We start from the raw sequence: 25,807 nt of genomic DNA, 5'->3' as shown, positions 1-25,807 counted from the left end.
AGCCCTTATACGCGATTCTTGGAGTCGATGTGTAGGGTTACCGGGCCATCATTGAGCAAGCTTACTTGCATATCTGCCCCAAAAATCCCTTTGGCAACCGGCCGACCTAAGTGTCCTTCTAAAGCGGAACAAAAGTCTTCATAAAACGGCTGGGCCTGCTCCGGTCGAGCGGCTTTACTATAGCTGGGCCGATTTCCTTTCTTCGTGCTAGCATGAAGTGTAAACTGAGAAATACAAAGGATGTCACCTCCCACCTCCTGCACACTTTTATTCATGACACCTTGTTCATCTTCGAAAATACGAAGTTGACAGACCTTTCGACTCAACCAATCCACATCCTCAGTAGTATCTGCTGCCTCTATCCCTACAAGTACGAGCAGCCCCTGCGCTATGGCTCCTACGCTATGTCCTGCTACCTCCACTCGCGCATGTCGAACACGCTGAATTAAAACGATCATGGTGTGAACTGATGCATTTCCCGTGAAACAATTATTTTAAAGACAGCCGGATTTTCCTTAAATGCATGCAGGAGCATGCCACGAGCAACTTTAGAGGCTTCGATTCCTCGAAAAGAATCTCCTACACGCAGCCATTTGAGAGGAAGCATAAGATACATGGCCAGCGTCTCTCCAAAACGAACCTCGTCCCTATCTCCTAAGAGCAAGCTGGGGCGGTGCAGCAGTAAATGAGTGAATCCCAGCTCCTTTAGCTTGTCTTCGGTTTCCCCTTTTATGCGATTGTAAAACACATTTGACCCGCGGTCAGCACCCAAAGCAGATACATAAGAGAACGTTTTCACTCCCAGGCGTAGACACAACTTTCCAAAGTCGAGCACAAAGGTTTGATCGATTTGTTTGAACTTTTCCTGTGATCCGGCTTGCTTAATCGTAGTGCCTAGGGCACAAAAGGCATGTAGTTCCGCTTGGCCTTCTGTGAGTGCTAAGCGCAGCCAAGTCCAATCACCTCCACTATTTTTTTCCTGCAGGGCTTCCTCTAAGTCGAAATCAGCCACTCGAGTAAAATCCACTGTAAACTGCAGTAACTTGTTGTGCTTAATTTGGAGCTGACGTCTGCCAAAAGAAAGGACTGCATCGCAGTCGGAATTTAAAAGTTGATAAAGGGTCTGTTTCCCGACCATGCCCGTCGCCCCAGCTAGCAGTGCGATTTTCATAGTGTAAACGGTTTTAAAAGCTTTTCAAATTCAGCTGCGATAGCTTGGTTTTTATTATCGGTGTACCAGCGGTGAATCGAGGCGATAAACTCTTCTTGAGTTTGGCCTGCTGGATTGGCCTTGTAGGCTAGAACTTTTTCTTGTAAAAGGGCAGGGCGTGGCCCCCAAGTAAAGCAAACTTCTCCCGTTTGAGCATCGCAGGCGATAAGTTTGGGGATAGACTGTGCGCCATTTGTTAAAAACGCTGCCATAAGCGCAGTATTTTGATCACGCAATACTAGGTCTAAAGAAATGCGCTCGCTCACTTCCGCCAGTTTAGCTAAAAATGGAATTGACTGGGCAGCATCACCGCACCAAGCCTCGGTGAGGATGAGCCAATGCTGAGGACGCTTTAAATCCACTAATAGGCTAATAAAGGTTTCAGGAACCTGGGCCGTTTTATCCCATCGCTTCATCCGCTGCTGATTCATACGCGTGTAATGTAGCATCGCCTCACTATGATTATTTCCCGTAGTCTGCCCCTTGGCCAGGAGCTCATCGACTAAGTTTCTATAGGTATTATACGTATAGGTAGGCCCTGTTAGTAGCTCCAAAGGAACAGCAGGAGTGGTCGTTTGCATAATATATTACAGTTTAGTTTAGGTATTTTCTTTACCAGCCTCCCAAGCTTGGAAGTCTTCAATCTCTTGCTTCAGCGCATGAAAAATGGCTAAAAGCACAGAGGCATCGTCTGCAAAACCCAGTACGGGGATAACATCCGGAATAATATCAATGGGTGTTACGAAATAAAGTAGGCCTAGACACAAAAGCGCTAGTGTCTTAAAGGATAAGCGGTGGGCTCCGGAGCGATGGGCTTCTAACATCCGCTTGAATACACCTAGCGGTTGAAGAACCTTTTGCACCTCTTTATTTTCTCCTAATGCTGTCACTTTCGCCCTCGCCTCATCGAGAAGCTTGAGCATCGCCTCTTTGCTGGAAGCGATTTGTTCGGCTTGCGCCAAAAACCGCAACCTAGCCTGCTGAAAATATCTATTCTGTTTCCACATGCCCGCGAGTTTAAGAGTTAAAAGTACAGATTCACTTCTTTTTTAATAGCAGAAATGGCTAAACGGATAGGTTCCGCGGAAGAAGCTAAGGATTTTTCCATAATAACTTTTGCCAGTACTAGCCCCTTCGCCTGCGCGTCTATCTCCTGAAAAGAAGCATTGATGAGAACGATCGTACTCTCTACAGCTGCCTCTACCCGCGCCCATGCTTCATCTGAAAAATAAACCTGCTGAGAGAGATTATGGTTCACTTCCTCTCTTAAATCCCGAAGTAGCGCTTGATGAAGCTGAGCAGCCGAAAACTCAGGATCATTCACGCGACGAATTAGCTGATTTGGACGGATTCGCTCCAAAAGTAGACAAACACGTTCCGCAGCCTGCAGGCGAATGGGGATAAGTTCTTTCTGACGAATAGCACGCAGCTCCTTATCTTGCTTTTCTCGCTCTTGCTTCAGGAAGGTAAGCACGACTAAATACATGCCATAGAGTACAGCACCAGCAGCAATTAACACAGTGAGTAGTTGACTAAGAAATTCCATAAAGACAGCAGATTAAAGAAGAAGTTCTCGCCATATCAGCAAGAGTAACAAAATTACATGTTCCTACACATAATTCTACATATCGATAGTAAACATTTTGAAATTTGAGTACTTTTATCCTTGAATATTGTTGCTAGTATGCACATAAAAGGAAAACAAGTATATGCTTAACCCTATTTCTATTACGCCTAAAGCATTAAAAGAAATCCTCTATATCATTGAAAATAAAAATATTCCTCCCTCCTACGCACTTCGTGTAGGCGTCAAGGGGGGAGGCTGTGGGGGTATGGCTTACATGCTCGGGTTCGATACAGAAAAAAAGGAAGATAAGATTTTTCAGGTAGATGGATTGACCCTTTTGATCGAAAAAAGGCACATGATGTTTCTAATGGGCATGGAAATTGATTTCTATGAAGGAGTAGATGCCAGGGGATTTACATTCATCAACCCGGATATCCCGAAACGTCATGATTTGGCGCAAGAGAAAAAAGAGTAGAAGAGCAGAAAAATAATGCATGCTCTTCTAAGTCTTGTATTAAAAAAGTCACTTAATCACCCTTTACAAAGGTAAGTAAAGTCGATCTGCCGTACTATACCCGATTTCGGGTAAAATAAAGCAATTTTGGTTCTTTAATAACGAAACCAAGGTAAACAGTGGAACATTTAAAAGTAAAAATTGAGGAGCAAGCCCTCCTCGCTGAACGATTAGGATTAACGCCAGCAGCAGCCAAACTGTACACTTACCTGATGTACAAGCAGGACGCTGCTACATTCGAAGAACTCGTAAGCTATTTTAGTTTAAGTAAGAGTGCCGTTTCAATCGCATTGAATATGTTGATCGATCAGCAGCTAATCGCTTTCCGGCAGCAACCGGGAAAGCGCAAGCGTTTTTTTTATCTGACGCTAGAAAGCTGGACAACGGAATCTCTGATCAACCATCGTTTTGCACTTTTCATGCAGATGCTAGACACGGCAATCGCCGCACGCAAGGAGAACATGAAAAAAACTGAGGATTTAGAACATGTTCGGGGGTTTTACCAGCTTTTACTCGATGAAATCCCCTTAATCATTCAAAAATGGGAAGAGAAAACGAGGGCCAATTAGGTTATTTCATGATGTCCTTTACGATTTGCCCGTCTTTCATGATCACCAGAAACCGAGTTTCAGGTGAGGCGATCAGCGACAAATCCTCCACCGGATTGCCCTCCACTACGATCAGGTCCGCAAAAGCTCCTTCTTCGATCACACCTAAACTACCTGGATAAGGAGAGCGCATACCCGAAAGCTGTAGGAGCTGTCCATTATTATACGTAACCAGCTGTAAGACCTCTGCATTTGTAAACCAGCGCTGCAGGCGCAGGATGTAGGCATTTTGATGCTTATTCAACTCAGGTTCAAACAAGAAATCCGTCCCCCAAGCGATTTTTAGGTTCATTTTTTTGGCCATGGGCCAAAGTTTCTCCTGCCCTTCTAGCACTGGCTTACGCTTTTCTACGCGAAGTGGATCCATTTCGGGAGTGCTTTCCACTAGGTTCTGTGTACTCAGCCACACCCCATTACGCTTCATCATGCGAAGTGTTTTTTTATCCAAAATTTGACCATGTTCGATACATTTCACTCCTGCACGAATCGCTTTCTGAACAGCTCGCGGCGTGTAGGCATGCACCATCACATAGGTTCCCCAGTCTTCTGCTGCCTCTACAGCAGCCTGCATTTCATCGAATGTATACTGCGTTACATCTACTGGATCATAAGCCGAGGAGGTCCCCCCTCCGGCCATAAGCTTAATTTGGCTAGCGCCAAAGCGTAAGTTTTCACGAACTGCCGTGAGCACTTCAGGGCGACCATCTGCTATAAAAGTGGCCTGCATGCGCTCAGCACGCGATACTTCACCAAAAAATTTCCTAGAACGCTCATCAGGACTTCTGAAATCTCCGTGACCTGCGGTTTGAGAAATCGTGGCACCAGAGGGCCAGATCCGTGGCCCTACGAGCGAGCCCGCATCTATCTGGGCTTTAAGCGGAAAAATCGGACCTCCAGCGTCGCGTACAGAGGTAAACCCACGCAGTAGCATCGCCTCTGCTCCTCCACCCACCTTTTCAAGGATAACGCCCTGAGAAAGCATCGGCGATAACATTTCTTTCATACTTAGGGCCCCGAAAGTTAAGTGCACATGCACATCTATTAGACCTGGAAGAAGCGTTTTACCACTACCATCGATCACACGTTCACCTGATTCCGCTGCTAGGCGGGGCGCCATTTCAACAATTTTATTCTCGCGAACACGGACATCCATAGGAGGCAGCAGCTGCGCTTTTCGGCTGTCAAAAACCTGAATTTGTTCAAAACGGGTGCTTACATGACCCTGGGCGAATACCACCCAAGAATAAATGAGTCCTGCCGCAGTCAGTAAAAATTTTCGCATAATTTGTCTTTGAGAAGGGTAATTTAAGCTTTTCTTTTTGATTTCAGGAACACGCATGCAAAAATTTAAAAAAACAACCGATACCGTTAACGGTATCGGCTGAATCATTCAAAGGCTGAGTTGAACGTTATTGTCCTTCGACATACAAATCCCAATTGAGCTCGGCCTGTGGATGCGGGAACTGTCGGAAAACGCTACCACCATCGAAAGAGGTATCGATTTCTTCCATGCGATCATAGCGTCGCGTATCGATCCAGCGATGCCCCCAGGGTTCCGCCCATAAGGAATAGCGGCGCTGGTAAAGAATCTCATCTATAAGTGCCGCAGTGGAATTGGCTCCTGTATACTCACCTATCCCGGCAGCATTTCGAATTACATTTATCGCCTCGATCGCGGGTCCTGCCTGTCCTAAGTTAGCATGTGCTTCTGCCTTTAAGAGGATTAGCTCCTCGTTTCGAATAAAGGGCACAGAAGTCTCGTTCGTAGGCCAGCGCTGATCCTGATGCGTCCCTGTAAGCGGTGCTGCATCTGTGGTAATAATAACTGGATTCGTACGTGGAAAGAACTTCTGCCGAACGCGTAAATCGCCTGCCGTAGTGTCCCTAAGGACGGATGGATGCACTACGGTGAGCGTATTAATGGCTGCATCTAAGACAAAAAAGAGCGGATTAAACAAGTCCGGCGCTGCACCATAGGGGTGTGTGGGCCCCATTTGCATATCACCACTCATATTCATAAAGGATCCTTCTAAGGCTGTTAACACTCCGTTCCAATCCTTTCGATACGCATTTAAGCGTGCAGCGATGGCACGGTTTACCTGCTGCAAGCCTGCGATGGTATTAAATCCATCGAATCCTCGGGTCAATCGGAAGGGAAAAGGCCCTACTCCTGCAGATTCCAAGTCAGCGAAACCCTGATCCAGCAAGCTTTTTGCGTGATCGAGAGCCTCTTCATAAGAAACAAAAGGCCCCGGATTAAAAGGATCTGACACATCGATGCGGATACCATTTTCAAAGACAAAGTTGGCAGGAATCATAAACTGAAAACCCTGTATCGTACGCGCAAACCCGCGTGCCGAAGCACGTTCACGCTCATTTAAAATACTCGCATTCGTAGCAGCTCCTGCTAAGACTTCCGCTTGGTTAATCGCCTGATAAGGAGCCGCCCAGGAACCTCCTCCGGTAGCACCAAACCCAAAATACGAGCGATCCGGCTGACGCCCTCCCTGGCCTAACCAGTCGGTTTGAAAGCGCGGATCAGATCCATTTAAATACCAAATTTCTCGCCCAAAAGTCCCCCAAGAGGTCGTCACGTTAAAAACATACCCCCTGTGACGGGCCTCTAAGCCCGTAATTAAAAACTGCACGGCTTCCCGAGAGGCATCTTCTAATACCACCTCCACCGCTGGATTATTGGGATCAATTACCTCGTCTATCTGAAGGGGATTACAGGCCCAAAACGTCGTTGCCGCCAAGGCTGCCACCCCTAAACTATTTATGTATCGTTTCATATGCTTCTCTTGGTAAAATTAAAAGTCTATGTTAATGTGGAAAAACACACGACGTGGTGTCGGATATGGGGTGATATCTACATTATTCCCAACTGCTTGTGCCCCAAATGTAGAGGTCTCTGGATCATAGCCTTCATAATTAGTAAACAGAAAGGCATTATTTACAGAAGTACCTAAACGCACGCCTGAAACCGAAGAACCGAAAGTGTTTCGAACGATCTCCAGAGGAACTGTATAGAATAAGCCAATTTCACGTACCTTCAAGAAAGTAGCATCTTGAATCCAGCGACCTGCATTATTAAAAGGTGCTGGGGGACGCGGATTAAGTGTTCCCGTTTCTGGATTAAAGAGCCCTGGCGTGGTGCCTCCAGAATCGGTCAGAAAAGAAGTCAGGTTAACATTATCCCCACGATGACGGTACTCCATCAAGAAAGATAATTCAAGATTACGCGCGATCGTGAAATTATTCACCCAAGACATATTAAAGCGCGGCTGGGCATCTCCCCAAATCGTAAAACCTCCCGGAACACTTGGATCCGCAGGTGTCCCTACAATCGTCGTCGGAGAAAAACCCTCCGCATATAAGAAAGTCCCCAGCGCTGCACCAAAACCACCACTTAAATAGGTCGGAATGCCTAATCGCGTCATGTTTAAACGGTTATGCCAGTAGAGTACACGGGTGTTCCAACGTAAATTAGGTTGGTCTATAACCGTACCGAATAAACCTAACTCCAGTCCTTTATTCTGTAGCTCAGCCTCATTACTCGGCGTAGAATTCACACCCGTAGAAGGTGCTAGACTTAAGTTTTGAATATTGTTCTGCGTATTCTTGATATAATAGGTAGCCTCGATCCCGATGCGGTTATTAAAGAAACCTGCATCAACACCAAATTCTAGCTCCGTAGCAGACTCCGGTAATATGGCTGTATTGCCTATAGAAGTGGAAACTACCGACCCTAATAGACCGCCGATATTTGTGCCGCCGAGTGGTGTGAATGTAGCTCCAAACCCAACGGGTCCAGCTGTTTCTCCATACGCTATACGTGGCTTTAGGGCAGCGATAGCAGGGACATTAAACCACTCAAAATTAGCAATATTCACCGCCAAAGAGGCTCGCGGAAAGGCATAAAACTGGTTCGGATCTCCATTTAATGAAGACTTATCCCAACGTATACCTAAAGTACCGATAATTTTATCGTCCCAGTTTGCTTCCTGCTGTAAGAAAACCCCTGCATCCGCTACTTCAGAGAAAAACTGCTGATTGATTTCCTGAATATTCGCCTGCTGTAAGTTGCGCTGCCCCGGAGCTAGACCTCTACCCCGATTAAAGAGGACGTCCTGCTGAAAATCTAATCGAACGATCCCCCCTGTGGAATTCATGTTCACATTCCCTAAGTTCCAGTTATAAATTAGAGCAGCTTGTAAATTCGTGTTAAAGCTTTCCTGCTTCCCCCAGAGTACATCCCCAGGATTCGCCTGTCCACGCTGGAACTGTAAAAACTCAGGAAGATATACCAACGTCGTGTTCTGTAAGAAGTCTAAACCTCCCGCCACCTGCGCCTTCAAAAAGCTATTTTTCGTCTGTAAAATGTCGATGTCTAAACTAAACGACTGAATAAAACGATTTACGACGGAATTATTAATCCCATGATCGGTCACCGCTACAGGGTTCTCCGCGAAATACGGATTATCTGGATAAGTACCGTCTGGTCTTCTTCTTAAATCAAAATAATTCGGCACATAGGCGATATTGTAGCCGATAGATGCTCCAGAATTGTTCTGGTTTCCTGTAAATCCACGGTCGGTATTACTACGCACATAATTTGACGAAACCGAAAGACGAATCTTATCCGAAATCTTCTGATCGATATTCGCCCGAATGGAATAGCGCTCGAAACCTGTGTTACGTACATTGCCATCCTCGCTTACGATATTTCCACTCACAAAAAACTTGGTACGCTCATTCCCACCGGAAACATTTATCCGCGTGTTCGACAGCAATGCAGTATTGTTATAAAAGAAATCCTCATAATCGATAAAATTTCCCGTTTGCTGTGCTTCACGGAAGCGCTCTAGCTCGATGGGCCTACGTCCTTCAGGGAAAAATACATTGATTTTTTCCTCACTCCAGTCATCCACACCTAAAAGACGTAAAGGCTGCGAGAATCCGATATCCTGAGATAAAGAAACTGTCGTTCTTCCTTCCGCACCTCGCTTGGTGGTAATAATGATTACACCAGCATTCGCACGCGTTCCATAAATGGCAGCTGCAGAAGGACCTTTTAACACTTCGATAGACTCGATATCGTTTGGATTTAAATCTGCCAGACGGTTCGCTCCATCATCCTGATTGGCTCCACCAGCACCCGATACAGCAGCACGACCCGTACGCTGAAAAGAGTTGTTGATGTAGACACCATCTAAAATAATAAGCGGCTGCGATCCTCCACCCAGCGTAGAAATACCACGCAACTGAATGGAAAAACCACCCCCCGGAGCACCCGAGTTCGAACGAATGGTCGCTCCCGCGATCTTTCCATATAGGGCTCCATCTGTCGTCTGCAGCGTGGTCGTTCCCGTCAGCTCCTTACTCGAAACGGATGAAACCGCATTGGCCAAGTTACTCCTTTTTACAGAGGAAGCCAGACCCGTCACGACTACTTCTTCTAAATTCGTGGCATCCTGAGAAAGGCGTACATTTAATGTGCCTGTGGATGCATTGATCGTAAAACTCCTGGAGACATACCCTAAAGAAGAGATGATCAGTGTACCCGAATCATTACCCGGTACCGTTAAGGAAAACTTGCCATCTAAATCCGTGACAGCACCGATGCTGGCCCCCCGAAGTAAAATATTTGCCCCGATCAGGGGCTCCCCGGAACGATCATCCGTCACCGTCCCTGTGACTGTGTACTGCGCCATGCTCCAGCCCGTGGCTAAAAGCAGCAGCACCAAGCTCAGTGTGAACCTGTAAAATTTGTGCATAGGTAGTAGTATTAAGTTAAAGAAAAGGGTTACGAACGTGTCGACGAAAAAAACTTCGCAGCATGCGCACTACGAGCCTAAAAATAGAACCCTTAGCTATAAAACATGTCCGTTTAGTTGATCCGTTCTCACGTGTAAAAGCAATTTAACACAAAATAAACAGATGACCTTATAGAAAAGGACAAAAGGAAAAAATGTTATTTGAATAAAAAAGAGAAATAAATTTACCTTTTTTCAGAATATATTACACTATACCACTTCTGATAAAATTTAATTTGGCGAACCCCAGAGCTTCAACTGAATGATCAAATTATATTTGGTTCAAATTAAAAAGAACCAAATTTATTTTACGATGAAAAAATCAGCCAAAACAGTAAAAAAGCTACTCCTTCTTAGAAGAGGGAGTAGCTTTTTTCCTAAAGTCAGCAGATCAGGATCGCTATCACTGATTTTTTAAAAATGGCTGCGCTCTTGGAATCGGCATAATTTCCTTTTGGCGCCCATTCAAGTAAATCACCTGCTCTCCATCCCAGTAAGCTCCCTCTTCCAACATGATACGCACATCCTTTCCCCACTCTTCCACATACACGACTGCATTTAACTCGATCGCATAGGCTGTCATCGGATAAAGCGGATAATCCCCCGCCCCAGGCGTATCCCCTTGGTTGTCCCACATCCCGATCGTCGGCCCGGCAGCATGCCCATGGTAGCCCATAGGATGAGAGTAAATGCTCCCCCGAATGCCTGCCGCTTCCATTTTGGCGCGCGTAGCACGCAAAATTTCATTCCCCGTCTTCCCATTTTCAAAAGAGCTCGTCAAAAAATCCTGCACTCGGTTCCCTACCTGAAAAGCAGTACGCAGATAGGCCGGCACCTCATCCTCTCCAGGCTTCAGCACATAGGCCAGCTGCTGCGTATCGGTACTGAGACGCAAATAGCTAATACCAAAATCAATATGGAGAAGATCTCCAGGCATAATCACTGACACATCCGGACGCTTATCAAAGGTTCGCAAGTGCTCCTTAGAATCCGGATCTGCACGCTGTATGTCCACGGTAGGCTGAAACCAAGTGTCTAACTTCCGCTCTTTAATGCGCTCCCGATAAAACCAAACCACATCATCCGTCGTCGTCACTCCCGGTGTAATCACATTTTCAGATAAACCTTCGGCTATAATTTGATTCGCAATCGACTGAATATGCCGATATGTGGCTAATTCCGACGGCGTACGGCGCTCTAACCAGCCCACCGCTAACTTTTCGGCCGAAACCACCCTATCCTGAAATCGCTTAGGGAGCTTATCCATCAGCAAGGCGTGCTCTTGAAAGGTGAGCCCATCCGCGTGCCCATAATTTACTGAAAAGTTCAAGCCGATGCGCTCTGGATTTCGCTCCTGAATGAGCTCCGCCAAGCGCGCATACTGGTCCGGCTCGGTATCCGGATCCCATGCCTTTTTAAACCGCTTACCTACATCATAGCGCGCCACGGCCAAAGCCTCCACCGAAGCTCTTCCCTTCGGCTTGTATAACACTAAAATGGTCCTGCGGCGAGCCGCAAACCAAGTGGCTGGCAAAAAAGTCCGAATGACTGGGTCTTCATTATACTCCCGGGAAATCAGCACCCACATGTCTATTCCCGTCCGATCCATTAACTCGGGAAGAACCGTATCGATGCGTTCTTCTAGCCAAGCATCTACTACTTGGGCCTGCGCACGCTGCTCTAATACAGCAGACTGCATCTGCTGCGCATGCATTTGACCACTGGCCAAAAGCAATAAAAAAACTAAAAGCGGTATATACTTCATGTCTGTATCTGGTCTAAGGTTGTGTAAAGAAAAGAAGCATGAGAAAAAAAACAAATAAAATGTGCTAAACGGTAGACCCACCGAATAATAAGGGGAAAAAGCCTCCTCCCTTCCGGATAAAAGCAGTATCGGTGCAGCAAAATAAAAAAGGCGGTAAAAAAGATTGTATCACTTCCTTACCGCCCTATAAAGCTTGACCTTGGTTAATCGCGCATCTTTTTATAAGCATTAATCAAACCATTTGTGGAAGCATCGTGAGAACGAATTTCGTCATCTCCAGCTAGTTCAGGAAGGATACGCTTCGCCAGAACTTTTCCTAATTCTACCCCCCACTGGTCGAAGCTTAGAATATTCCAAAGCACCCCTTGGACAAAAATTTTATGCTCGTACATGGCCACAAGCTGCCCTAGCGTGTAAGGCGTAATTTTTTTGACCAAAATACTATTCGTCGGCCTCTCCCCATCAAACACGCGATGTGGAGCGATTTTCTGTATCGTTTCCTCATCCGCGCCGGCTGCACGCATTTCAGCCTCTACAGCAGCCAGGTCCTTGCCATTCATGAGCGCCTCAGTCTGCGCGAAGAAATTCGAAAGCAGCTTCACATGATGGTCGCCGATCGGATTGTGGCTTTGCGCTGGCGCAATGAAATCACAGGGTATCAGGTGTGTTCCCTGATGGATCAACTGGTAAAAAGCATGCTGCCCATTCGTTCCCGGCTCACCCCAGATTATCGGGCCCGTGCTATAGGAAACACGCTCCCCGTTTCGGGTGACATACTTGCCATTCGACTCCATGTTTCCCTGCTGAAAGTAGGCTGCAAAACGGTGCAAATACTGATCATAAGGAAGAATGGCCTCAGAAGTAGCGCCAAGGAAGTTACAGTTCCAAATTCCAATTAAAGCCATTAGCACCGGAATATTTTGACCGAAGGGCGCCTCCTGAAAATGGACATCCATGCTATAGGCACCCTGAAGCAATGCTTCGAAATGGGAAAAGCCCACTGTGCACGCGATAGGCAGGCCTATGGCAGACCATAAGGAGTAGCGACCTCCAACCCAATCCCAGAAACCAAACATATTTTCGGCGGCGATTCCAAAAGCTTGCACGGCCTCAGCATTCGTAGAAAGGGCCACAAAATGCTTGGCCACCGCCTTCTCATCCCGCGCATGCTCCAAGAACCAGTCGCGCGCAGAATGGGCATTCGTCATGGTTTCCTGCGTCGTAAAGGTCTTAGACGCAATAAAAAACAAGGTAGTCTCTGGATTTACACGTTTCAGGGTCTCCGCTAAATGCGTCCCGTCCACATTCGATACAAAATAAGTGGTTATATGCGGCAGGTGATACGGCTTCAGCGCCTCGGTCACCATCACTGGGCCTAGATCAGAACCCCCGATACCGATATTCACGAGTGTATCGATGGGTTTACCCGTGTAGCCCAAATGCCGCTGCTGCTCGATGCCTTCCGCGAAATCTTTCATTTGTGACAGCACCTGTCGAATGTCTGGCATCACATCCTGCCCTTCTACTAGGACGGGACGGTCAGACTGATTACGGAGCGCGGTGTGTAGAACGGCTCGACCTTCAGTCAAATTTATGGGTTCGCCACCGAACATGGCGTGAATAGCATCGGCGAGCTTGCACTCCTTAGCCAGACCTAAAAGCTGCTCCCTAACCGCGTCATTCATTTTATTTTTACTGTAATCGAAAAGAATGGACTCGAACGCGAGCGAATAGTTGGAAAATCGCGCAGCATCCTGACACAACGTACGGATGCTGAGTTGTCCTGAAGAAGCGGCTAATTGCTTAAGCGTCTTCCAAGCAGACGTCGTGGTGGGATCGATAGCATGTAGCATAGAAAATATCTGTTTAATAGGTAAGCCAAAAGTATAAAAACAATCCCCTAGGAACAAAAATTAAATCGGCCTTTAAAAATAAATGCCGATTTTTCAGCACCTTTGCCTTTATTTTGTGTAAAAAGCTTATATTTAAATAATACAAACTAAACAGCACGCTGTACTTATGAACCCAGACGAGAAGCGTACCCTACTTTTAGTCGACGATGAACCCATCATTGGGATGATCGTGGAAAAGCAATTCAGTGAGGATCATCAGGTTACCATTAAACAGAATGGTGTGGAAGCACTCAGTCACATCATGAAGGGAGAGATCCCTGATGTCATCGTTATTGACCTAAACATGCCGAAAATGGGAGGCATGGAGTTTTTAGGTGAAATTAGAAAATTTCATTATCTCGAAAAAATACCTGTCATTGTCCTTTCCGGCGAGGATAGCGTAAATGCCCGCATAGAGGCTTTTAATGCCGGAGCTGATGATTTCCTTATAAAGCCTTTTAACCCGAAAGAACTACGCGTACGCATCAAGCGTTTTTTTGATCGTTATAAATTTCACGAGGCATGAACCCATCGCTGGCCATTATCCGCCCCGATCTATTGTTTACGAAGGAGGTTCGTACGCAACTCGCTACCTCCTACCTGCTGGCAGAGGAATTTAGCATCTTTTCTTTCATCGAAAAACTTAAAGCTGGAAAGCTTCAGGTAGATGCGGTATGTCTTTTCGGTAAGCTTTCGGACCCTTCCTTTTTAAATACTGTCGAAACGATTAGTGCCTTTAAATCCATTCACGCATTTAAAGTGATTGTTTTTAGTGATGTAGTCGTAAAAGAGGACAGAGGGCATGCGATTCGTCTAGATGTAGACGGCTTGCTGAGCGCAAAGGACTTGAAGAAAAACTATTTTATGGAGGCCCTCAGCCAAGCCCTTAGCCGAGAACCCTCTAAACTGAGAGAAGAGCTTACGGAAGACACCCAGACCCTTGCCTCTTTTGATTACAAGACACCGCTAAACAAAAGACTTTTCGATATTTTCTTTTCTGGTCTGGCGCTCTTGTTGCTCTCCCCTATCCTGCTGACTATCGCCGTCCTGATTCGCCTGGAATCAAAAGGACCTATCTTTTACAAGTCTAAACGTGTAGGTACCGCCTGGAAGGTCATCGACTTTTACAAGTTCCGCTCCATGGTTCCCGATGCGGATAAAAAATTAAAAAGCTTGGACCACCTGAACCAGTACAAGACAGGTGAGGCCGAAATATCTAAAAATAAATACATCAATAAACGCTGTGATACCTGTACGCGCTATGCGATAAGTTGTGAAAAACCACTCTTTAACGATAGCGGCGATTACATCTGCGAAACCTTTTACCCGGACTTTAAAAAAGAGAGCGATAACACCTTTTTCAAAATCGCAAACGACCCCCGTATCACCAAGCTGGGGGCATTTCTACGAAATAGTAGTATCGATGAGCTGCCACAACTGATTAATGTCTTCATCGGAGACATGTCCATCGTCGGAAACCGCCCACTACCGATCTATGAAGCAGAAAAACTAACGACAGATAAGTATTCCAAACGCTTTATGGCGCCCGCAGGAATCACTGGACTGTGGCAAGTTACCAAACGTGGGAAAGGGGGACCCATGTCAGAGGAGGAGCGCATCTCACTCGATAATTATTATGCGGATAATTTCAGCTTTTGGTTGGATATGAAAATAATTTTAAAAACCTTTCCTGCCTTATTTCAGAAGGAAAGCGTCTAAGTCACCTTATTACAGTTTCTATATGGATAGAAAATGGTCCTATCTTTTACTTTTTCTCCCCTTATTTTTTGGCCTTCAGGCCAAAGCACAGAACGTCCTGCCCTTTTCTGACCGGGATTCAGGAATCGAAGTGTTTAATATTTTAGAAGATCTCGCCCTACAGCTGCCGCCTTTAGACGATCTTCTCGACATGGGGGCCGACTTTAACCCTACCATTAAACGAGAAGAAGCGCTAGCAAGAGCGGAAGAACAGCGCATAAACGTACAAAAAAGGCTTTGGACCAACCATATTCGGCCCTTCGTGATTCTATCACAAGGAAACCAAGGAATTCTGGTGACAGGATCTGCCGACGTCTTCACGAATACAGTAGCCAGCGGATTTCTCTATGGCTTAAATGTGAGTATTCCGCTCTATGAATTTACGACGCGAGGAAACCGAATCAAGCTTGCTACCGCAGAAAAGGAAGCTGCCCTGCACATGCGCGATGCCATGACCATAGAAACCAAGCAGGAAATCGCTAAGGCCTACTACCAGCTGCTGGCGGCTCAGAAAACCATGGTGAACCACCATGAATTTTTCGAAAAAGCGACGACAAGTGAACAGGTCGGCGAGCTGAAACTGAGAGAAAATCAACTTTCCCTGACCGATTACACCCGACTGGCGGAAATCAATTCACTGGCCCGAGACCGCTATTACAATGCCTATGCGGATTTTATGACAGCCTATAAAAATTTAGAAATTTTACTCGGCATTAAACTTTCTATGTTAAAGCGATAAGCCTTACATGTTAAAAATTAAAGAACTATGGTGGGAGATTAAGAAATACTGGTACTTGTTTTTACTTGTACCCGGTATCTTGGCTGCGGTCGTTATTTTTATGACGCGCAATCTCGAAAAAATTTACGACTCGCACACCATTATTTATACGGGCATCTCTACCCGTAAAACTGCCGACCTGACCGAATCGCTTAAGATCGACTATTTTACCTCAAATAACTTGATGGATAATATCGTCGAACTGATTAATAGTCGGCGAACTTCGGAGCTTGTTGCGCTGAAACTGCTCTCCCAGCATCTTAGCATGGATGCCTTCGATCCGAAAAGAATGGAGCAGGACACGTATGAGCAGCTGCGTACAAATATTCCCGAATCTCTTCGCAGCCAGGTTGCAGTTCCTGGAGATCCCGTCCGTACACAACTTCGTATCGAGAGACTGCTGCGCGATGAGGACCCACGTGTGGGACCTATTCGTTACGTACTCGAAAACCACAAATACTACGGAATCTCAAATATCTCTGGACGGGTGCGCGTGCTTCGAAAAAGAAGCTCGGATATGATCGAGATCAGCTACTATACAGATGATCCCGGAATCGTGTACCAAACCGTCCATGCACTAGCAGATGTTTACCTCAGCCGCTATGGAGATCTACGTATCAGTGAGACAAGTGGAGGTATTGACTTCTACATCCAGGAAAGAGACCGAATCTTTAAGAAACTCCAAGAATCAGAAGAGCGCTTAAAGGAGTTCGTCAGTGCAAATCGCATCATGAACTTTTACGAGCAAGGAAAAAACCTCGATAATTACATAAACGAAATCGAAAAAGAAGTCATTCGCGCCCGTCAGGTGTCCGAAGGAGCAGATGCCAGCCTCCGAAAACTTGAGGAAAAACTACGGGTAAACGAACTCCGCGCCTCTACCATCGACTCGCTCTCTTATTACCGAACCCAAGTGTCTAATAAACGTGTGATGCTCAACACACTGATGACCGAACTGGGTCCCGATAGCTACGAAATCATCGAGTTAAAAAAAGAAATCCGTGAAATATCCGATAAGCTTAGCGATAAAATCGCCAGCCTCTACCGACAGGATTTTGCGGTAGATGGCATTCCGCTCAATCAGATTTTAGGAGAATGGCTGAGCACGTATCTCGAGAAGGAACGAGAGCTTAGTGCTTTAGAAATTTCCTTAAGCTCGAAACAAGAAATTTCGGACCGCATCGACCGTTTTGCGCCGCTGGGGGCAGAGCTGAAACGTCTCGAGCGAGAAGTGCAGGTAAATGAAAATGAATATCTGGCCATACTTTCCGGACTTAATCAAGCACGCCTGCAGAGCCAAAATCTGAAAATTTCCCAGACACAGGAAATCATCGACCCACCTTTTTTTCCGACGCAGGCGAGAAGCTCTAAGCGTAAGATCATGGTGGCGGCTTCCTTTATGTTTGGACACATCTTGTTAATCGGCTTTTTCGCCGGCAGGCTACTTCTAGGGGTTAATTTACATGAACCGCAGCAAGCGGCCAAGCAAACTGGCCTTCGGGTCATCGGCGCCTTCCCCTCCCCGGCGAAAGAACTCCCCACAGCCATTATGGCGCGCCTTTTCGTAAACGAATGGAAAAAACGACTGAAGCAGCAGCCAGCAGGTAAGGGGACTCCTTTTATCATCGGTATTCATCCCGTAAAAGAAGACAAGCGACTGTTGCCGCTTCTGGAAGCCATCATCAAACAGACCCAAATTCATTTTCCAGAAGTGCCTGTCTTGCACCCAGAGAGCTTGGGTTCAGGAGAATACGCCTACAGTGTAGAGGCTTTTCATGAAGCCTACAGTTGGGCAGACTTACTTCCCGAACAGCTCCGCTTCGACTGGTTCGAGCAGGCCTGTAGCATCGTTATCTTCCCGCCCTATCGGACAGAAAATGCGAATTTAGACCTTATCGAAAAGGTAGATTGGCACCTCTTTGCGGCTCCTGCCGCATACACATGGACACGCAGTGATGGGATTCATAAAGAGTGGCTAGAAGACAGTGGAACACTAAAACCAGAGCTACTCCTCTACCAGGTAGATGTGAATTTTATTCGAGAAATCATCGGAAATCAAGCCTAAGCATGCACGTTTCGCAGGCCAAAACCCATATCGCTTTCACAGTTGGGGGCATCCTCATCGCCCTAGCCTCTGCCTTCATGATTTTGAAGATGGAGGTGCTTTTCGTGATTTTAGCGACGGTCGGACTGCTGAGCTTCTTTTTGCTGTACTACATCCTGATGAACCCGCTGCGCGGCTTTTACCTTTCACTAAGCTTGGCCTTCGTCGTCAATGGGGCCACTCGCTACTTGACCAGTCTGCCCCTGGGCCTTGGTGTCGATTTTCTACTGGTCATCGCCCTCATTCTGGCCATCGTGAGCCCACGCCACCCTCGCCTAAGCTTGCTTAATAATGGCGCCATCTACCTAAGTGTCATTTGGTTAGGATTCGCAGTGCTCGAGCTGTTTAACCCCGAAGCCCCTAGTAAAGAGGCTTGGTTTTATGCTGTACGTGCGGTGGCCTTCTACCAGCTGTTTACCGTAGTACTCATCCTACTGTATGTAAAAACAAAAGAGGAAATCTATTTTTTTACTCATTTTATTTTAATCTGGTGCGTGATCGCCGCCTTTTGGGGCTTTAAACAAATTTTCATCGGGCTTGATAACTATGAGTGGGCCTGGCTGCTAGAAGGAGCCATTAAAACGCACGTCCTAAGAGGCGTATTACGTGCCTTTTCCTTCCTTTCCGACTCCGGACAGTTCGGAGCTACCATGGGCTATGCCGGGATCATGAGCATTATTTTAGCGCTGGGACCCTTTACGCTGCGCAAGCGCTTGCTCTTTCTGGCCGCCTCGCTAATCTGCTTCTATGCCATGGGGCTGAGCGGCACACGAGGAGCACTTTTTGTGCCCGCTAGCGCGGCAATGGCCTACCTCGTAGCTACCAAAAACTTTCGTAGTGTGGCTGTTGGCTTGATCGTTTTGGGCGGTATCTTCTTCTTCCTCAAGTACACCACCATCGGAAACGACAATTATACCTTGCGCAGGATGCGCTCCGCCCTTAACCCCGAAGACCCCTCCCTGAAAGTGCGGCTTGAAAATCAAAAAAAGTTCAAAGCCTACCTGAAAACCCGCCCCTTCGGAGGAGGAATCGGCACCTCAGGCACCTGGGGACTGCGCTTCAGCCCGAATACTTTCTTGGCCCAGACGCCAAACGACTCCTGGTATGTAAAAATTTGGGCAGAAACTGGCGTGGTAGGCCTTACCTTACACATTGCCATCATTTTATTTTTTATCTTTAAGGGCTTCGCAGTGATTTTTGCCCTGCAAGACCCCGTACTCAAGCAATACCTGATGGCCTTGCACGCAGGATTTATCGGAATCGCCTTTGCCGCCTACGGCAATCCCATCCTCGGCCAGTTTCCGCTTAACCTGATGCTCTACTTTACCTGGGCAGCCATCTATATCATCGAAGATATCGATACCAACAGCCATGAAGAAAGAACCACAGCAGCTTCCGAAAGTCTCCCTGGTGACCGTCAACTTTAACACGACTGCCGTCACACGGGAGCTCCTGTCCTCCTTGTGCGTGCAGCGCTATCCAAATCTGGAAATTATCTTGGTTGATAATGGCTCTAAGGAGCCCTGTGCCGTGCTCGCAGAGGAGTTTCCAGAAGTGATCTATGTGGATACGGGCCAGAACCTGGGCTTTGCCGGAGGCAATAACGCGGGTATGGAAAAGGCCACGGGCGATTATTTCCTTTGGCTCAATAATGATACCGAGGTAGATCCAGATTTCCTTTTCCCCCTCGTGGAGCGCTTCGCACAAAATCCAGACATCGGCATGGTCTCCCCGAAGATCTACTTTTATGATGCCCCGCTCACCCTGCAGTTCGCTGGCTTCGGGCCCATCAGCAGCATCAGTGGCAGAGGCTTTTCCATCGGACTAGGAGAACAAGACCTGGGCCAGTTCGAAGAGGCCCGCGCCATCAGCCGCCCGCACGGTGCCGCTATGATGTTCTCAAGAGCGCTTTGGGAAAAAATCGGTCCCATGCCGGAGGTATACTTCCTCTACTACGAGGAAATGGACTACGCCGCCATCGCTAGCCGTGCCGGATTCAGCATCTGGTACGAACCGAAAAGCCGCGTGTGGCATAAAGAGAGCATGTCCACCGGCAAGCAGTCCCCCCTAAAGGCCTTTTACTATGGTAGAAACCGTCTTCTCTACCTTCGCCGCCATACCCACGGACTCCAAAAACTGCTCATGTATGTCTTCTATTTCGCAGTCGCCGTGCCGAAAAACCTACTGCAGATGCAAAAAAACGGAGAAAAAGAGCAAGCCGCCGCCTACTGGAAAGGCGTTAAATGGAATTTCACCTCAGCCGGTAAAGCGGCTGCTAACTGGCAGTTACCATGAACATCGGAATTGAAGCCCAGCGCATTTTCCGCCCGAAAAAACATGGGATGGATATCGTCGTATTGGAGGCCCTGCGCGCGATGCAGCGGCAAGAAAATTTGCCCTTCCGGGCAAAGGTCTTCGTCCAGCCCGATGCTGATCCCTGTTTACACACAAATGGGCAGGTCGAGGTACAGCAGCTAGGGCCTGCGAATTATGTCAAGTGGGAACAGCGCCTTTTGCCGCAGGCAGCAGAGCAAGCGGCTGTACAGCTTCTTCATACCACCAGCAACACAGGCCCCACGGGAAGTAAAATCCCGCTCATCGTCACCATTCACGATGTCATCTACCTAGAAAAATGGATGCTTAGCGAGGGCTCCTGGTACCAGCGACTGGGCAATCTTTATCGCCGCTGGAATGTGCCCAAAGTGGCAGCCCAGTGTCAGCATATCCTCACGGTCAGCGACTACGAAAAAGAGCGTATCCAGCATTATCTGAGAGTGCCTGAGGAGAAGATCAGCACCGTTTACAATGCCTGCAGTGCGCACTTTTTCACGCTCCATAGTCCGGAAGAAATCCAAAAATTTCTCAGCGAAAAAGGTATACCGAATAAATATGTGCTCTATTTAGGGAATACAGACCCTAAAAAGAACCTGAAAAATGTACTCCACGCGCTTTCGCTTGTGGAGAAAGCTGGTAAGCTGGACTTTAAGCTGGTGATGCCCGACCTAGATGCGGGCTATCTCAGGCGAGAGCTAGCCCTAATCGGCAACCCTAAGCTACGTGAGGCCATTCACCTGACAGGCTACCTTCCCAACAAGCAGCTGCCCTACTTGTATCAGGGAGCGCGTTGTTTTTTATATCCTTCGTTGCGAGAAAGCTTTGGGATACCCATGCTCGAAGCTATGGCTTCTGGCTGCCCACTCATCTGTAGTGAAACCTCTGCTATGCCCGAAATCGCTGGGGATGCGGCCTACTATGTAAATCCGCATTCGGCTATGGCCATCTCCGAGGCACTGCAGCATGTACTCTCAGATGCCATGCTCCGAAAAGAGCTCATCGAAAAGGGCCACCGCAGGGCTGCCTCCTTTTCTTGGGAAAATACCGCCCAAAAGATGATAGACATTTACATGAAATTTGTACCTTAGAGGAGGCCGTATCATACGCCGCCCTCAGCCTATTTAGTAAACCGAAGACCATGAGCCTTTACGACCTAAAAATCAAGATTCAAAATAACTACCTACTGCCTATCGTGCGCAAGCATCGGAAGCTAGCCGATTTATATTACTTCCTCTTTTCCAGTGATTTTTCGCGCGAACATCAGAAGGTGCTGGAAGGAAAATTTCTCCACCTCAGTGCCCTGAAGGCGAATAAACCGAATGCTTTCCACTTGCGCCGCCAGGTGCACCGTCTGGAAAAGGGGCTGATCATGAAAAACCGACGCCGCTCCTTCGCAAGAGATTATATCGGGGATACGGTAAAAAATTACATCACCCTAAATGAAAACCGACACCTGGGTGGCGATATCGACGAAGGACTTCTCCTCTGGGGCTATAGTGTGCTCACTGCCTACTTCGAAGCCGTGGATCACGATGCTGAAATTCAAGCCTTGCATACACAATTTATGACCTGCGAGCATCCCCTTTCCATCCAGCAGGCTCCAGTAAAAGCGGCTCCCTATAAGCGGAAAGAGGCGCACCGCAGCCAAGTTTCCTACGAAGACTTTCTAAGCCTGACCAAGCAGCGCCGCTCGGTACGCTACTTCCTGCAGCAAGAGGTGCCTAAAGACCTTTTAGAAAAAGCCATGGCCGCCGCCACCTACTCTCCTTCTGCCTGTAATCGTCAACCTTTTTATTTTCATGTATTTACAGAAGAGGAGAAGAAGAATAAAGTCGGAGCCTTACCGGCAGGTATTCGTCCCTTTTTTAAAAATATGCCCGTCATCATGGTCTTGGTGGGTCGCCTGAGTGCCTACCTCAGCGAAAGAGACCGGCACGTCATTTACCTGGACGGCGGACTAGCCTCCATGAGTTTCGTGCTGGCACTGGAAACCCTGGGACTGAGCTCGGTGACTATTAACTGGCCCGATATCGAGTACCTGGAGGGTAAAATGGACGAACTCCTGCCCCTGAGGCCTGACGAGCGTCCGATGATGCTTATCGGTGTAGGCTATGCAGACCCCGAAGGAGGGATCCCCTACTCGCAGAAAAAGACTCCAGACCAACTCATGCGTTTTAATGAGCTCCGGTCCTAAGTCTGCTCCGATACGGCCCGAAGACTGGTTTGAGCGGGGGCACCTCGTGGATAACATGAAAGAGCGCTCCGTAAAGGGAGGACTGCGCACGGTGGGCGCCCAACTTTTCTCTTTCAGCACAAACCTGCTGACGACTATTTTTCTGGCACGTCTGCTGCTTCCAGAGGATTATGGAGTCGTAGCCATGGTGACCTCCTTTACAGGGTTTATCTTGATTTTTAAAGACTTAGGCATCGCGCAGGCTGTTATTTCTCAGGATGGGCTGACGCAAAGGCTGGTCAGCGAGCTGTTCTGGTTTAACGTCCTCATCAGCTTCGTGCTAGCACTCCTCATCGCAGGATCCGCTCCACTGGTCGTCTGGTTTTATGAAGAAAGTCGGCTGGCACCGATCACACTTGCTTATGCCGGCATCGCTATTTTAGGCGGACTCTCGGTACAGCATCAGGCCCTGCTGAGTAGGCAGATGCAGTTTCAGCGGATCTCATCGATCACGATGCAGGCGGCATTTTTCAGCTTGATTCCTGCCCTCGTGATGGCCTACCTAGGTGCTGGCTACTGGGCACTGGTAGCCATAAGCGCCTTGAATAGCCTGATTACCTGTCTCTTACTGTGGAGGAAATGCAGCTGGCGCCCCGATTTTCACTGGCCCTCTGCGCGTATCAAATCTTTCCTGGGCTTCGGAGCGGGGATTTCAGGCTTTAACATCATTAATTACTTTAGCCGAAATCTAGACAATATCCTTATCGGCAAATACTTAGGATCAGATCCTTTAGGGCTTTACTCGAAAGCATACCAGCTCCTGATGCTTCCCATCACGCAACTGCGCGACCCGCTAAATAGCGTGGGCATCCCCGCTATGAGCTCTTTGCGCGCAGAGCCCGGGCGCTACAAGCACTATTACAATCAGTTTTTATTTTTTATGGCCTTTTTCTCCATGCCCATCACCCTATTCCTGCTGGTGAATGCGGAAGCGCTCATCCTGATAGCATTAGGAGCGCAGTGGGCGGAAGCCATCGGGATCTTTCAGCTGCTGGCTATTACGGCTTTCATACAGCCCGTAGCCTCTACCCGCGGTATGGTCATGATTTCCAGTGGTTTAAGCACACGGTATTTCTACTGGGGATTAGCCAATGCCATCGTGGTAACCATCGCCTTCCTGATTGGAATTCGCTTTGGGCTAAGTGGAATCGCTATTGCCTATGCCATTGCGAACTACTTGATTCTCATCCCCTCCTTATATTATTGCTTTGCCAAAACACCTGTGACCGTCGGTCAATTTCTACGGAGTATTTTGGCCCCAGCCTGCACGGCCCTTTTTGCAGCAGGCATGAACTATCTCGCCTTGCATACGCTTTCTGCTGCATCCTTATGGCTGCAGCTGGGCATCGGACTACTCAGTTTCGGGCTGAGCTATTTGGGGCTTTGGGCCCTTTTGCCGCCCCTGCGGCCCCGCTTAAAAGAACTCCTCACCATCGCTAAATCCATTAAGAAAAAACCATGAAAGATGCCTATTTAATCGTCGGAACGAATTTTATCAACAAGGGTGCTGAGGCCATGATGAAAACAGTGGCGCATTTTATCCGCCAGCAAGATCCGGAGGCCTCCATCCATGTCATTTGCCATGCAGAGGAAAAAGAAATCGCCGAACGACAGGGCTTCGTGCCCCATTACTTACCCAGCTCCGGACTGCTCCACCTCATCAGCCGAGTGGAGGGCAAGGTGAAGTCGAGCCTGAAGCTAAAAACCAAGCCCTATGCCGATTATAGCCCGATGCAGAGCATAAAAAAAATCGAGCAGCTGCGCATGGTGATCGATGCCAGCGGCTTCGCATACGGGGATAAACGCGGCTACCAGCAGCCACTCGAAACCCAACTCATCATCGACTACTGCAAGCCGAAAGGGATCCCCTATTATTTCATGCCGCAGGCCTGGGGAGGGTTTAAAGAGGAGGCGGTGCGCCAAAACTGCCGGCGTATGCTAGAGTCTGCCAATGGGTTTTATGCGCGCGATGATCAGTCCAGAGCCTATGTGGCAGAACTGCTGGAGCGCCCCGTGGAGGAAATACCCCTAATGCCAGATATCGCCTTTCACTTCCCCATTCCAACCTTGGACCCCGCTAGTGTGCTGCCGGAGTTAGCAGCTGTAAAGGCCTCTGGTAAGCCCCTGCTGGCCCTTTCACCGAATATGCGCGTGCTCGAACGAATGGGAAAGGCCGATGGCCAAAACCCCTATGTGCAGACCCTGCTGGCACTCATTTCCTCACTCCGAACACAGTATGAGGTGCTCCTCGTACCAAATGAAATTCGTCCTCCTGGGGCACCCCAGAAAGACGACGCCTTCCTCTGTCAGCTGCTACATGACTTGGTCCCCGAGCCAGAAAAAATCTACCGCATTAAGGGCTATCGGAGCGCCGAAGAGATCAAGGCCGTTATCAAAACCTGTCACTATGTGATCGCCTCTCGCTTTCACACATTGGTCTTTGCGCTCAGCCTAGGCATTCCCTCGCTGGCGATTTCCTGGTCGCACAAATATAGAGAGCTCTTCAAGCTCTTTCAGATGGAAAGCTTCGTGATCGAAGATAAGGAAATGGAAGCCAGCTTTATCTTGAAAAAAGTGGAAGAAGGCCTAGGCCGCCACGCCGAGCTGAGCGATCATATCCGGAGCACGGTGGAGGCACTGAAAGATACAAACAGACCCGTGTTTGCAATCTTTGAAAAGTAAGCCCAGACCGCTGGAGAAAGGGAAACTTTCAGGCCCTTTCTCCAGTTTTACAAGCGATTCCAAGTCCTCCCACTCATGTTGCGCAAGCTAAAGCAGCTCATTTTACCTTTTTTTCAGCAGGGCCTCGGCCCAAAGGAGCTGGCGCTTTGTTTAAGTATCACTCTCTTTATTAGCACCATCCCCTTGATAGGGCCTGTCACGCTATTGCTTACCTTGTGTGTCCTTCGGTTACGCTTAAATTTACCGCTAGCCATGGGATTTAGCTATATGTTGACCCCTGTTCAACTGATCGGGATTTTATTTTTTATCCGAGTGGGAGAAGGGATAGTCGGTCTACCACCGTTTCCATTAGACTGGGAAGGCTTACAGGCCTTACTCGGAGAAGGTCCAAAAGCGATCGCCCAAGTGCTTTCCGAACGCATTTTCGTGGCATTGGGCGCTTGGTTGCTGCTTGCAACACCTATCTCCCTACTCTTTTATCTCTTTGTTTTCCAGTCTGCTCGCTTCTATCAGCGAGAAAATAAAAAACGGTTTCCGTGAAGTTCC

The 25,807-nt window shown here is 47.8% G+C and carries 23 protein-coding genes; 13 read left to right on the top strand and 10 right to left on the bottom strand.

The genetic code is table 11. The features are described 5' to 3' along the window. Nucleotides 1–5: 5 nt before the first annotated feature. From dtd to ACXIT9_RS11275, 5 genes are read right to left on the bottom strand one after another with little or no spacing between them, the layout of a single operon-like run. Nucleotides 6–458, bottom strand: a complete 453-nt coding sequence (gene dtd / locus ACXIT9_RS11295) for a D-aminoacyl-tRNA deacylase (protein ID WP_458056337.1) — start codon at nt 456–458, stop codon at nt 6–8. Then, complete coding sequence (locus ACXIT9_RS11290; protein WP_458056336.1) at nt 455–1,171, bottom strand: oxidoreductase; 717 nt, start codon at nt 1,169–1,171, stop codon at nt 455–457. Before ACXIT9_RS11290 ends, dtd begins: the two co-directional genes overlap by 4 nt. Next, nucleotides 1,168–1,791 carry a thioredoxin family protein gene (locus ACXIT9_RS11285; protein ID WP_458056335.1) on the bottom strand — a complete coding sequence of 208 codons (624 nt, stop codon included), beginning with the start codon at nt 1,789–1,791 and terminating at the stop codon, nt 1,168–1,170. The genes ACXIT9_RS11290 and ACXIT9_RS11285 overlap by 4 nt, the downstream gene beginning before the upstream one ends. An 18-nt stretch (nt 1,792–1,809) precedes the next feature. Then, nucleotides 1,810–2,217: a YkvA family protein gene (locus ACXIT9_RS11280; RefSeq protein WP_458056334.1), complete on the bottom strand. Its 408-nt coding sequence runs from the start codon at nt 2,215–2,217 to the stop codon at nt 1,810–1,812. Between the two features lie 17 nt (nt 2,218–2,234). Beyond that, the gene (locus tag ACXIT9_RS11275) at nt 2,235–2,756 is read right to left on the bottom strand and encodes a DUF7935 family protein (protein WP_458056333.1); all 522 of its coding nucleotides are present in this window, start codon (nt 2,754–2,756) and stop codon (nt 2,235–2,237) included. A gap of 163 nt (nt 2,757–2,919) precedes the next feature. Between ACXIT9_RS11275 and ACXIT9_RS11270 the strand changes: the two genes are divergently transcribed. Continuing rightward, nucleotides 2,920–3,252, top strand: coding sequence for a HesB/IscA family protein (locus tag ACXIT9_RS11270; protein ID WP_458056332.1), 333 nt, complete (start codon nt 2,920–2,922; stop codon nt 3,250–3,252). A 158-nt stretch (nt 3,253–3,410) separates the two neighbouring features. After that, a complete protein-coding gene (locus ACXIT9_RS11265) occupies nt 3,411–3,860 on the top strand; it encodes a GbsR/MarR family transcriptional regulator (RefSeq protein WP_458056331.1) in 450 nt (149 codons plus the stop codon). A gap of 1 nt (nt 3,861) precedes the next feature. Here ACXIT9_RS11265 and ACXIT9_RS11260 read toward each other — a convergent pair whose 3' ends face one another. From ACXIT9_RS11260 to pgi, 5 genes are all read right to left on the bottom strand, one after another. Then, on the bottom strand, nt 3,862–5,181 hold the full coding sequence (locus tag ACXIT9_RS11260; RefSeq protein ID WP_458056330.1) for an amidohydrolase family protein: 1,320 nt from the start codon (nt 5,179–5,181) through the stop codon (nt 3,862–3,864). A 127-nt stretch (nt 5,182–5,308) separates the two neighbouring features. After that, entirely contained in the window at nt 5,309–6,691 is a 1,383-nt protein-coding gene (locus tag ACXIT9_RS11255) for a RagB/SusD family nutrient uptake outer membrane protein (protein ID WP_458056329.1), read from the bottom strand. A gap of 18 nt (nt 6,692–6,709) precedes the next feature. After that, nucleotides 6,710–9,676 (bottom strand): SusC/RagA family TonB-linked outer membrane protein, encoded by a 2,967-nt coding sequence (locus ACXIT9_RS11250; protein WP_458056328.1) that lies wholly within the window; start codon nt 9,674–9,676, stop codon nt 6,710–6,712. 442 nt (nt 9,677–10,118) lie between these two features. After that, the gene (locus tag ACXIT9_RS11245) at nt 10,119–11,480 is read right to left on the bottom strand and encodes a M24 family metallopeptidase (RefSeq protein ID WP_458056327.1); all 1,362 of its coding nucleotides are present in this window, start codon (nt 11,478–11,480) and stop codon (nt 10,119–10,121) included. A 203-nt stretch (nt 11,481–11,683) separates the two neighbouring features. Further along, nucleotides 11,684–13,333, bottom strand: coding sequence for a glucose-6-phosphate isomerase (gene pgi / locus ACXIT9_RS11240; RefSeq protein WP_458056326.1), 1,650 nt, complete (start codon nt 13,331–13,333; stop codon nt 11,684–11,686). 166 nt (nt 13,334–13,499) lie between these two features. Between pgi and ACXIT9_RS11235 the strand changes: the two genes are divergently transcribed. The 11 genes from ACXIT9_RS11235 to ACXIT9_RS11185 all read left to right on the top strand — a co-directional run bounded on the left by ACXIT9_RS11235 (nt 13,500) and on the right by ACXIT9_RS11185 (nt 25,801). Further along, on the top strand, nt 13,500–13,898 hold the full coding sequence (locus tag ACXIT9_RS11235; protein ID WP_458056325.1) for a response regulator transcription factor: 399 nt from the start codon (nt 13,500–13,502) through the stop codon (nt 13,896–13,898). Continuing rightward, nucleotides 13,895–15,091, top strand: coding sequence for a sugar transferase (locus ACXIT9_RS11230; RefSeq protein ID WP_458056324.1), 1,197 nt, complete (start codon nt 13,895–13,897; stop codon nt 15,089–15,091). Before ACXIT9_RS11235 ends, ACXIT9_RS11230 begins: the two co-directional genes overlap by 4 nt. A 22-nt stretch (nt 15,092–15,113) precedes the next feature. After that, the gene (locus tag ACXIT9_RS11225; RefSeq protein WP_458056323.1) at nt 15,114–15,869 is read left to right on the top strand and encodes a TolC family protein; all 756 of its coding nucleotides are present in this window, start codon (nt 15,114–15,116) and stop codon (nt 15,867–15,869) included. A 7-nt stretch (nt 15,870–15,876) separates the two neighbouring features. Beyond that, a complete protein-coding gene (locus tag ACXIT9_RS11220) occupies nt 15,877–17,973 on the top strand; it encodes a GumC family protein (RefSeq protein ID WP_458056322.1) in 2,097 nt (698 codons plus the stop codon). A 2-nt stretch (nt 17,974–17,975) separates the two neighbouring features. Then, nucleotides 17,976–19,439, top strand: coding sequence for an O-antigen ligase family protein (locus tag ACXIT9_RS11215; protein ID WP_458056321.1), 1,464 nt, complete (start codon nt 17,976–17,978; stop codon nt 19,437–19,439). Then, nucleotides 19,384–20,307: a glycosyltransferase family 2 protein gene (locus ACXIT9_RS11210; protein ID WP_458056320.1), complete on the top strand. Its 924-nt coding sequence runs from the start codon at nt 19,384–19,386 to the stop codon at nt 20,305–20,307. Before ACXIT9_RS11215 ends, ACXIT9_RS11210 begins: the two co-directional genes overlap by 56 nt. Then, complete coding sequence (locus tag ACXIT9_RS11205) at nt 20,304–21,434, top strand: glycosyltransferase family 4 protein (RefSeq protein WP_458056319.1); 1,131 nt, start codon at nt 20,304–20,306, stop codon at nt 21,432–21,434. The genes ACXIT9_RS11210 and ACXIT9_RS11205 overlap by 4 nt, the downstream gene beginning before the upstream one ends. A gap of 50 nt (nt 21,435–21,484) precedes the next feature. Beyond that, complete coding sequence (locus tag ACXIT9_RS11200; protein ID WP_458056318.1) at nt 21,485–22,540, top strand: nitroreductase family protein; 1,056 nt, start codon at nt 21,485–21,487, stop codon at nt 22,538–22,540. Continuing rightward, nucleotides 22,524–24,041: a lipopolysaccharide biosynthesis protein gene (locus ACXIT9_RS11195; protein WP_458056317.1), complete on the top strand. Its 1,518-nt coding sequence runs from the start codon at nt 22,524–22,526 to the stop codon at nt 24,039–24,041. The genes ACXIT9_RS11200 and ACXIT9_RS11195 overlap by 17 nt, the downstream gene beginning before the upstream one ends. Next, nucleotides 24,038–25,261 carry a polysaccharide pyruvyl transferase family protein gene (locus tag ACXIT9_RS11190; protein WP_458056316.1) on the top strand — a complete coding sequence of 408 codons (1,224 nt, stop codon included), beginning with the start codon at nt 24,038–24,040 and terminating at the stop codon, nt 25,259–25,261. Before ACXIT9_RS11195 ends, ACXIT9_RS11190 begins: the two co-directional genes overlap by 4 nt. A 75-nt stretch (nt 25,262–25,336) precedes the next feature. Continuing rightward, on the top strand, nt 25,337–25,801 hold the full coding sequence (locus ACXIT9_RS11185; RefSeq protein WP_458056315.1) for a DUF2062 domain-containing protein: 465 nt from the start codon (nt 25,337–25,339) through the stop codon (nt 25,799–25,801). Nucleotides 25,802–25,807: the final 6 nt, after the last annotated feature.

The organism is Nitritalea sp. (genome assembly GCF_054166705.1).
The sequence above is the reverse complement of the archived record's forward strand: the minus strand, read 5'-3'. Positions and strand labels throughout refer to the sequence as shown.

Excerpts from the sequence above, each read along its gene's own strand:
- dtd (WP_458056337.1), bottom strand. The coding sequence starts at position 458 with ATGATCGTTTTAATTCAGCGTGTTCGACATGCGCGAGTGGAGGTAGCA.
- ACXIT9_RS11290 (WP_458056336.1), bottom strand. The coding sequence starts at position 1,171 with ATGAAAATCGCACTGCTAGCTGGGGCGACGGGCATGGTCGGGAAACAG.
- ACXIT9_RS11285 (WP_458056335.1), bottom strand. The coding sequence starts at position 1,791 with ATGCAAACGACCACTCCTGCTGTTCCTTTGGAGCTACTAACAGGGCCT.
- ACXIT9_RS11280 (WP_458056334.1), bottom strand. The coding sequence starts at position 2,217 with ATGTGGAAACAGAATAGATATTTTCAGCAGGCTAGGTTGCGGTTTTTG.
- ACXIT9_RS11275 (WP_458056333.1), bottom strand. The coding sequence starts at position 2,756 with ATGGAATTTCTTAGTCAACTACTCACTGTGTTAATTGCTGCTGGTGCT.
- ACXIT9_RS11270 (WP_458056332.1), top strand. The coding sequence starts at position 2,920 with ATGCTTAACCCTATTTCTATTACGCCTAAAGCATTAAAAGAAATCCTC.
- ACXIT9_RS11260 (WP_458056330.1), bottom strand. The coding sequence starts at position 5,181 with ATGCGAAAATTTTTACTGACTGCGGCAGGACTCATTTATTCTTGGGTG.
- ACXIT9_RS11255 (WP_458056329.1), bottom strand. The coding sequence starts at position 6,691 with ATGAAACGATACATAAATAGTTTAGGGGTGGCAGCCTTGGCGGCAACG.
- ACXIT9_RS11250 (WP_458056328.1), bottom strand. The coding sequence starts at position 9,676 with ATGCACAAATTTTACAGGTTCACACTGAGCTTGGTGCTGCTGCTTTTA.
- ACXIT9_RS11245 (WP_458056327.1), bottom strand. The coding sequence starts at position 11,480 with ATGAAGTATATACCGCTTTTAGTTTTTTTATTGCTTTTGGCCAGTGGT.
- pgi (WP_458056326.1), bottom strand. The coding sequence starts at position 13,333 with ATGCTACATGCTATCGATCCCACCACGACGTCTGCTTGGAAGACGCTT.
- ACXIT9_RS11235 (WP_458056325.1), top strand. The coding sequence starts at position 13,500 with ATGAACCCAGACGAGAAGCGTACCCTACTTTTAGTCGACGATGAACCC.
- ACXIT9_RS11230 (WP_458056324.1), top strand. The coding sequence starts at position 13,895 with ATGAACCCATCGCTGGCCATTATCCGCCCCGATCTATTGTTTACGAAG.
- ACXIT9_RS11225 (WP_458056323.1), top strand. The coding sequence starts at position 15,114 with ATGGATAGAAAATGGTCCTATCTTTTACTTTTTCTCCCCTTATTTTTT.
- ACXIT9_RS11220 (WP_458056322.1), top strand. The coding sequence starts at position 15,877 with ATGTTAAAAATTAAAGAACTATGGTGGGAGATTAAGAAATACTGGTAC.
- ACXIT9_RS11215 (WP_458056321.1), top strand. The coding sequence starts at position 17,976 with ATGCACGTTTCGCAGGCCAAAACCCATATCGCTTTCACAGTTGGGGGC.
- ACXIT9_RS11210 (WP_458056320.1), top strand. The coding sequence starts at position 19,384 with ATGAAGAAAGAACCACAGCAGCTTCCGAAAGTCTCCCTGGTGACCGTC.
- ACXIT9_RS11205 (WP_458056319.1), top strand. The coding sequence starts at position 20,304 with ATGAACATCGGAATTGAAGCCCAGCGCATTTTCCGCCCGAAAAAACAT.
- ACXIT9_RS11200 (WP_458056318.1), top strand. The coding sequence starts at position 21,485 with ATGAGCCTTTACGACCTAAAAATCAAGATTCAAAATAACTACCTACTG.
- ACXIT9_RS11195 (WP_458056317.1), top strand. The coding sequence starts at position 22,524 with ATGAGCTCCGGTCCTAAGTCTGCTCCGATACGGCCCGAAGACTGGTTT.
- ACXIT9_RS11190 (WP_458056316.1), top strand. The coding sequence starts at position 24,038 with ATGAAAGATGCCTATTTAATCGTCGGAACGAATTTTATCAACAAGGGT.
- ACXIT9_RS11185 (WP_458056315.1), top strand. The coding sequence starts at position 25,337 with ATGTTGCGCAAGCTAAAGCAGCTCATTTTACCTTTTTTTCAGCAGGGC.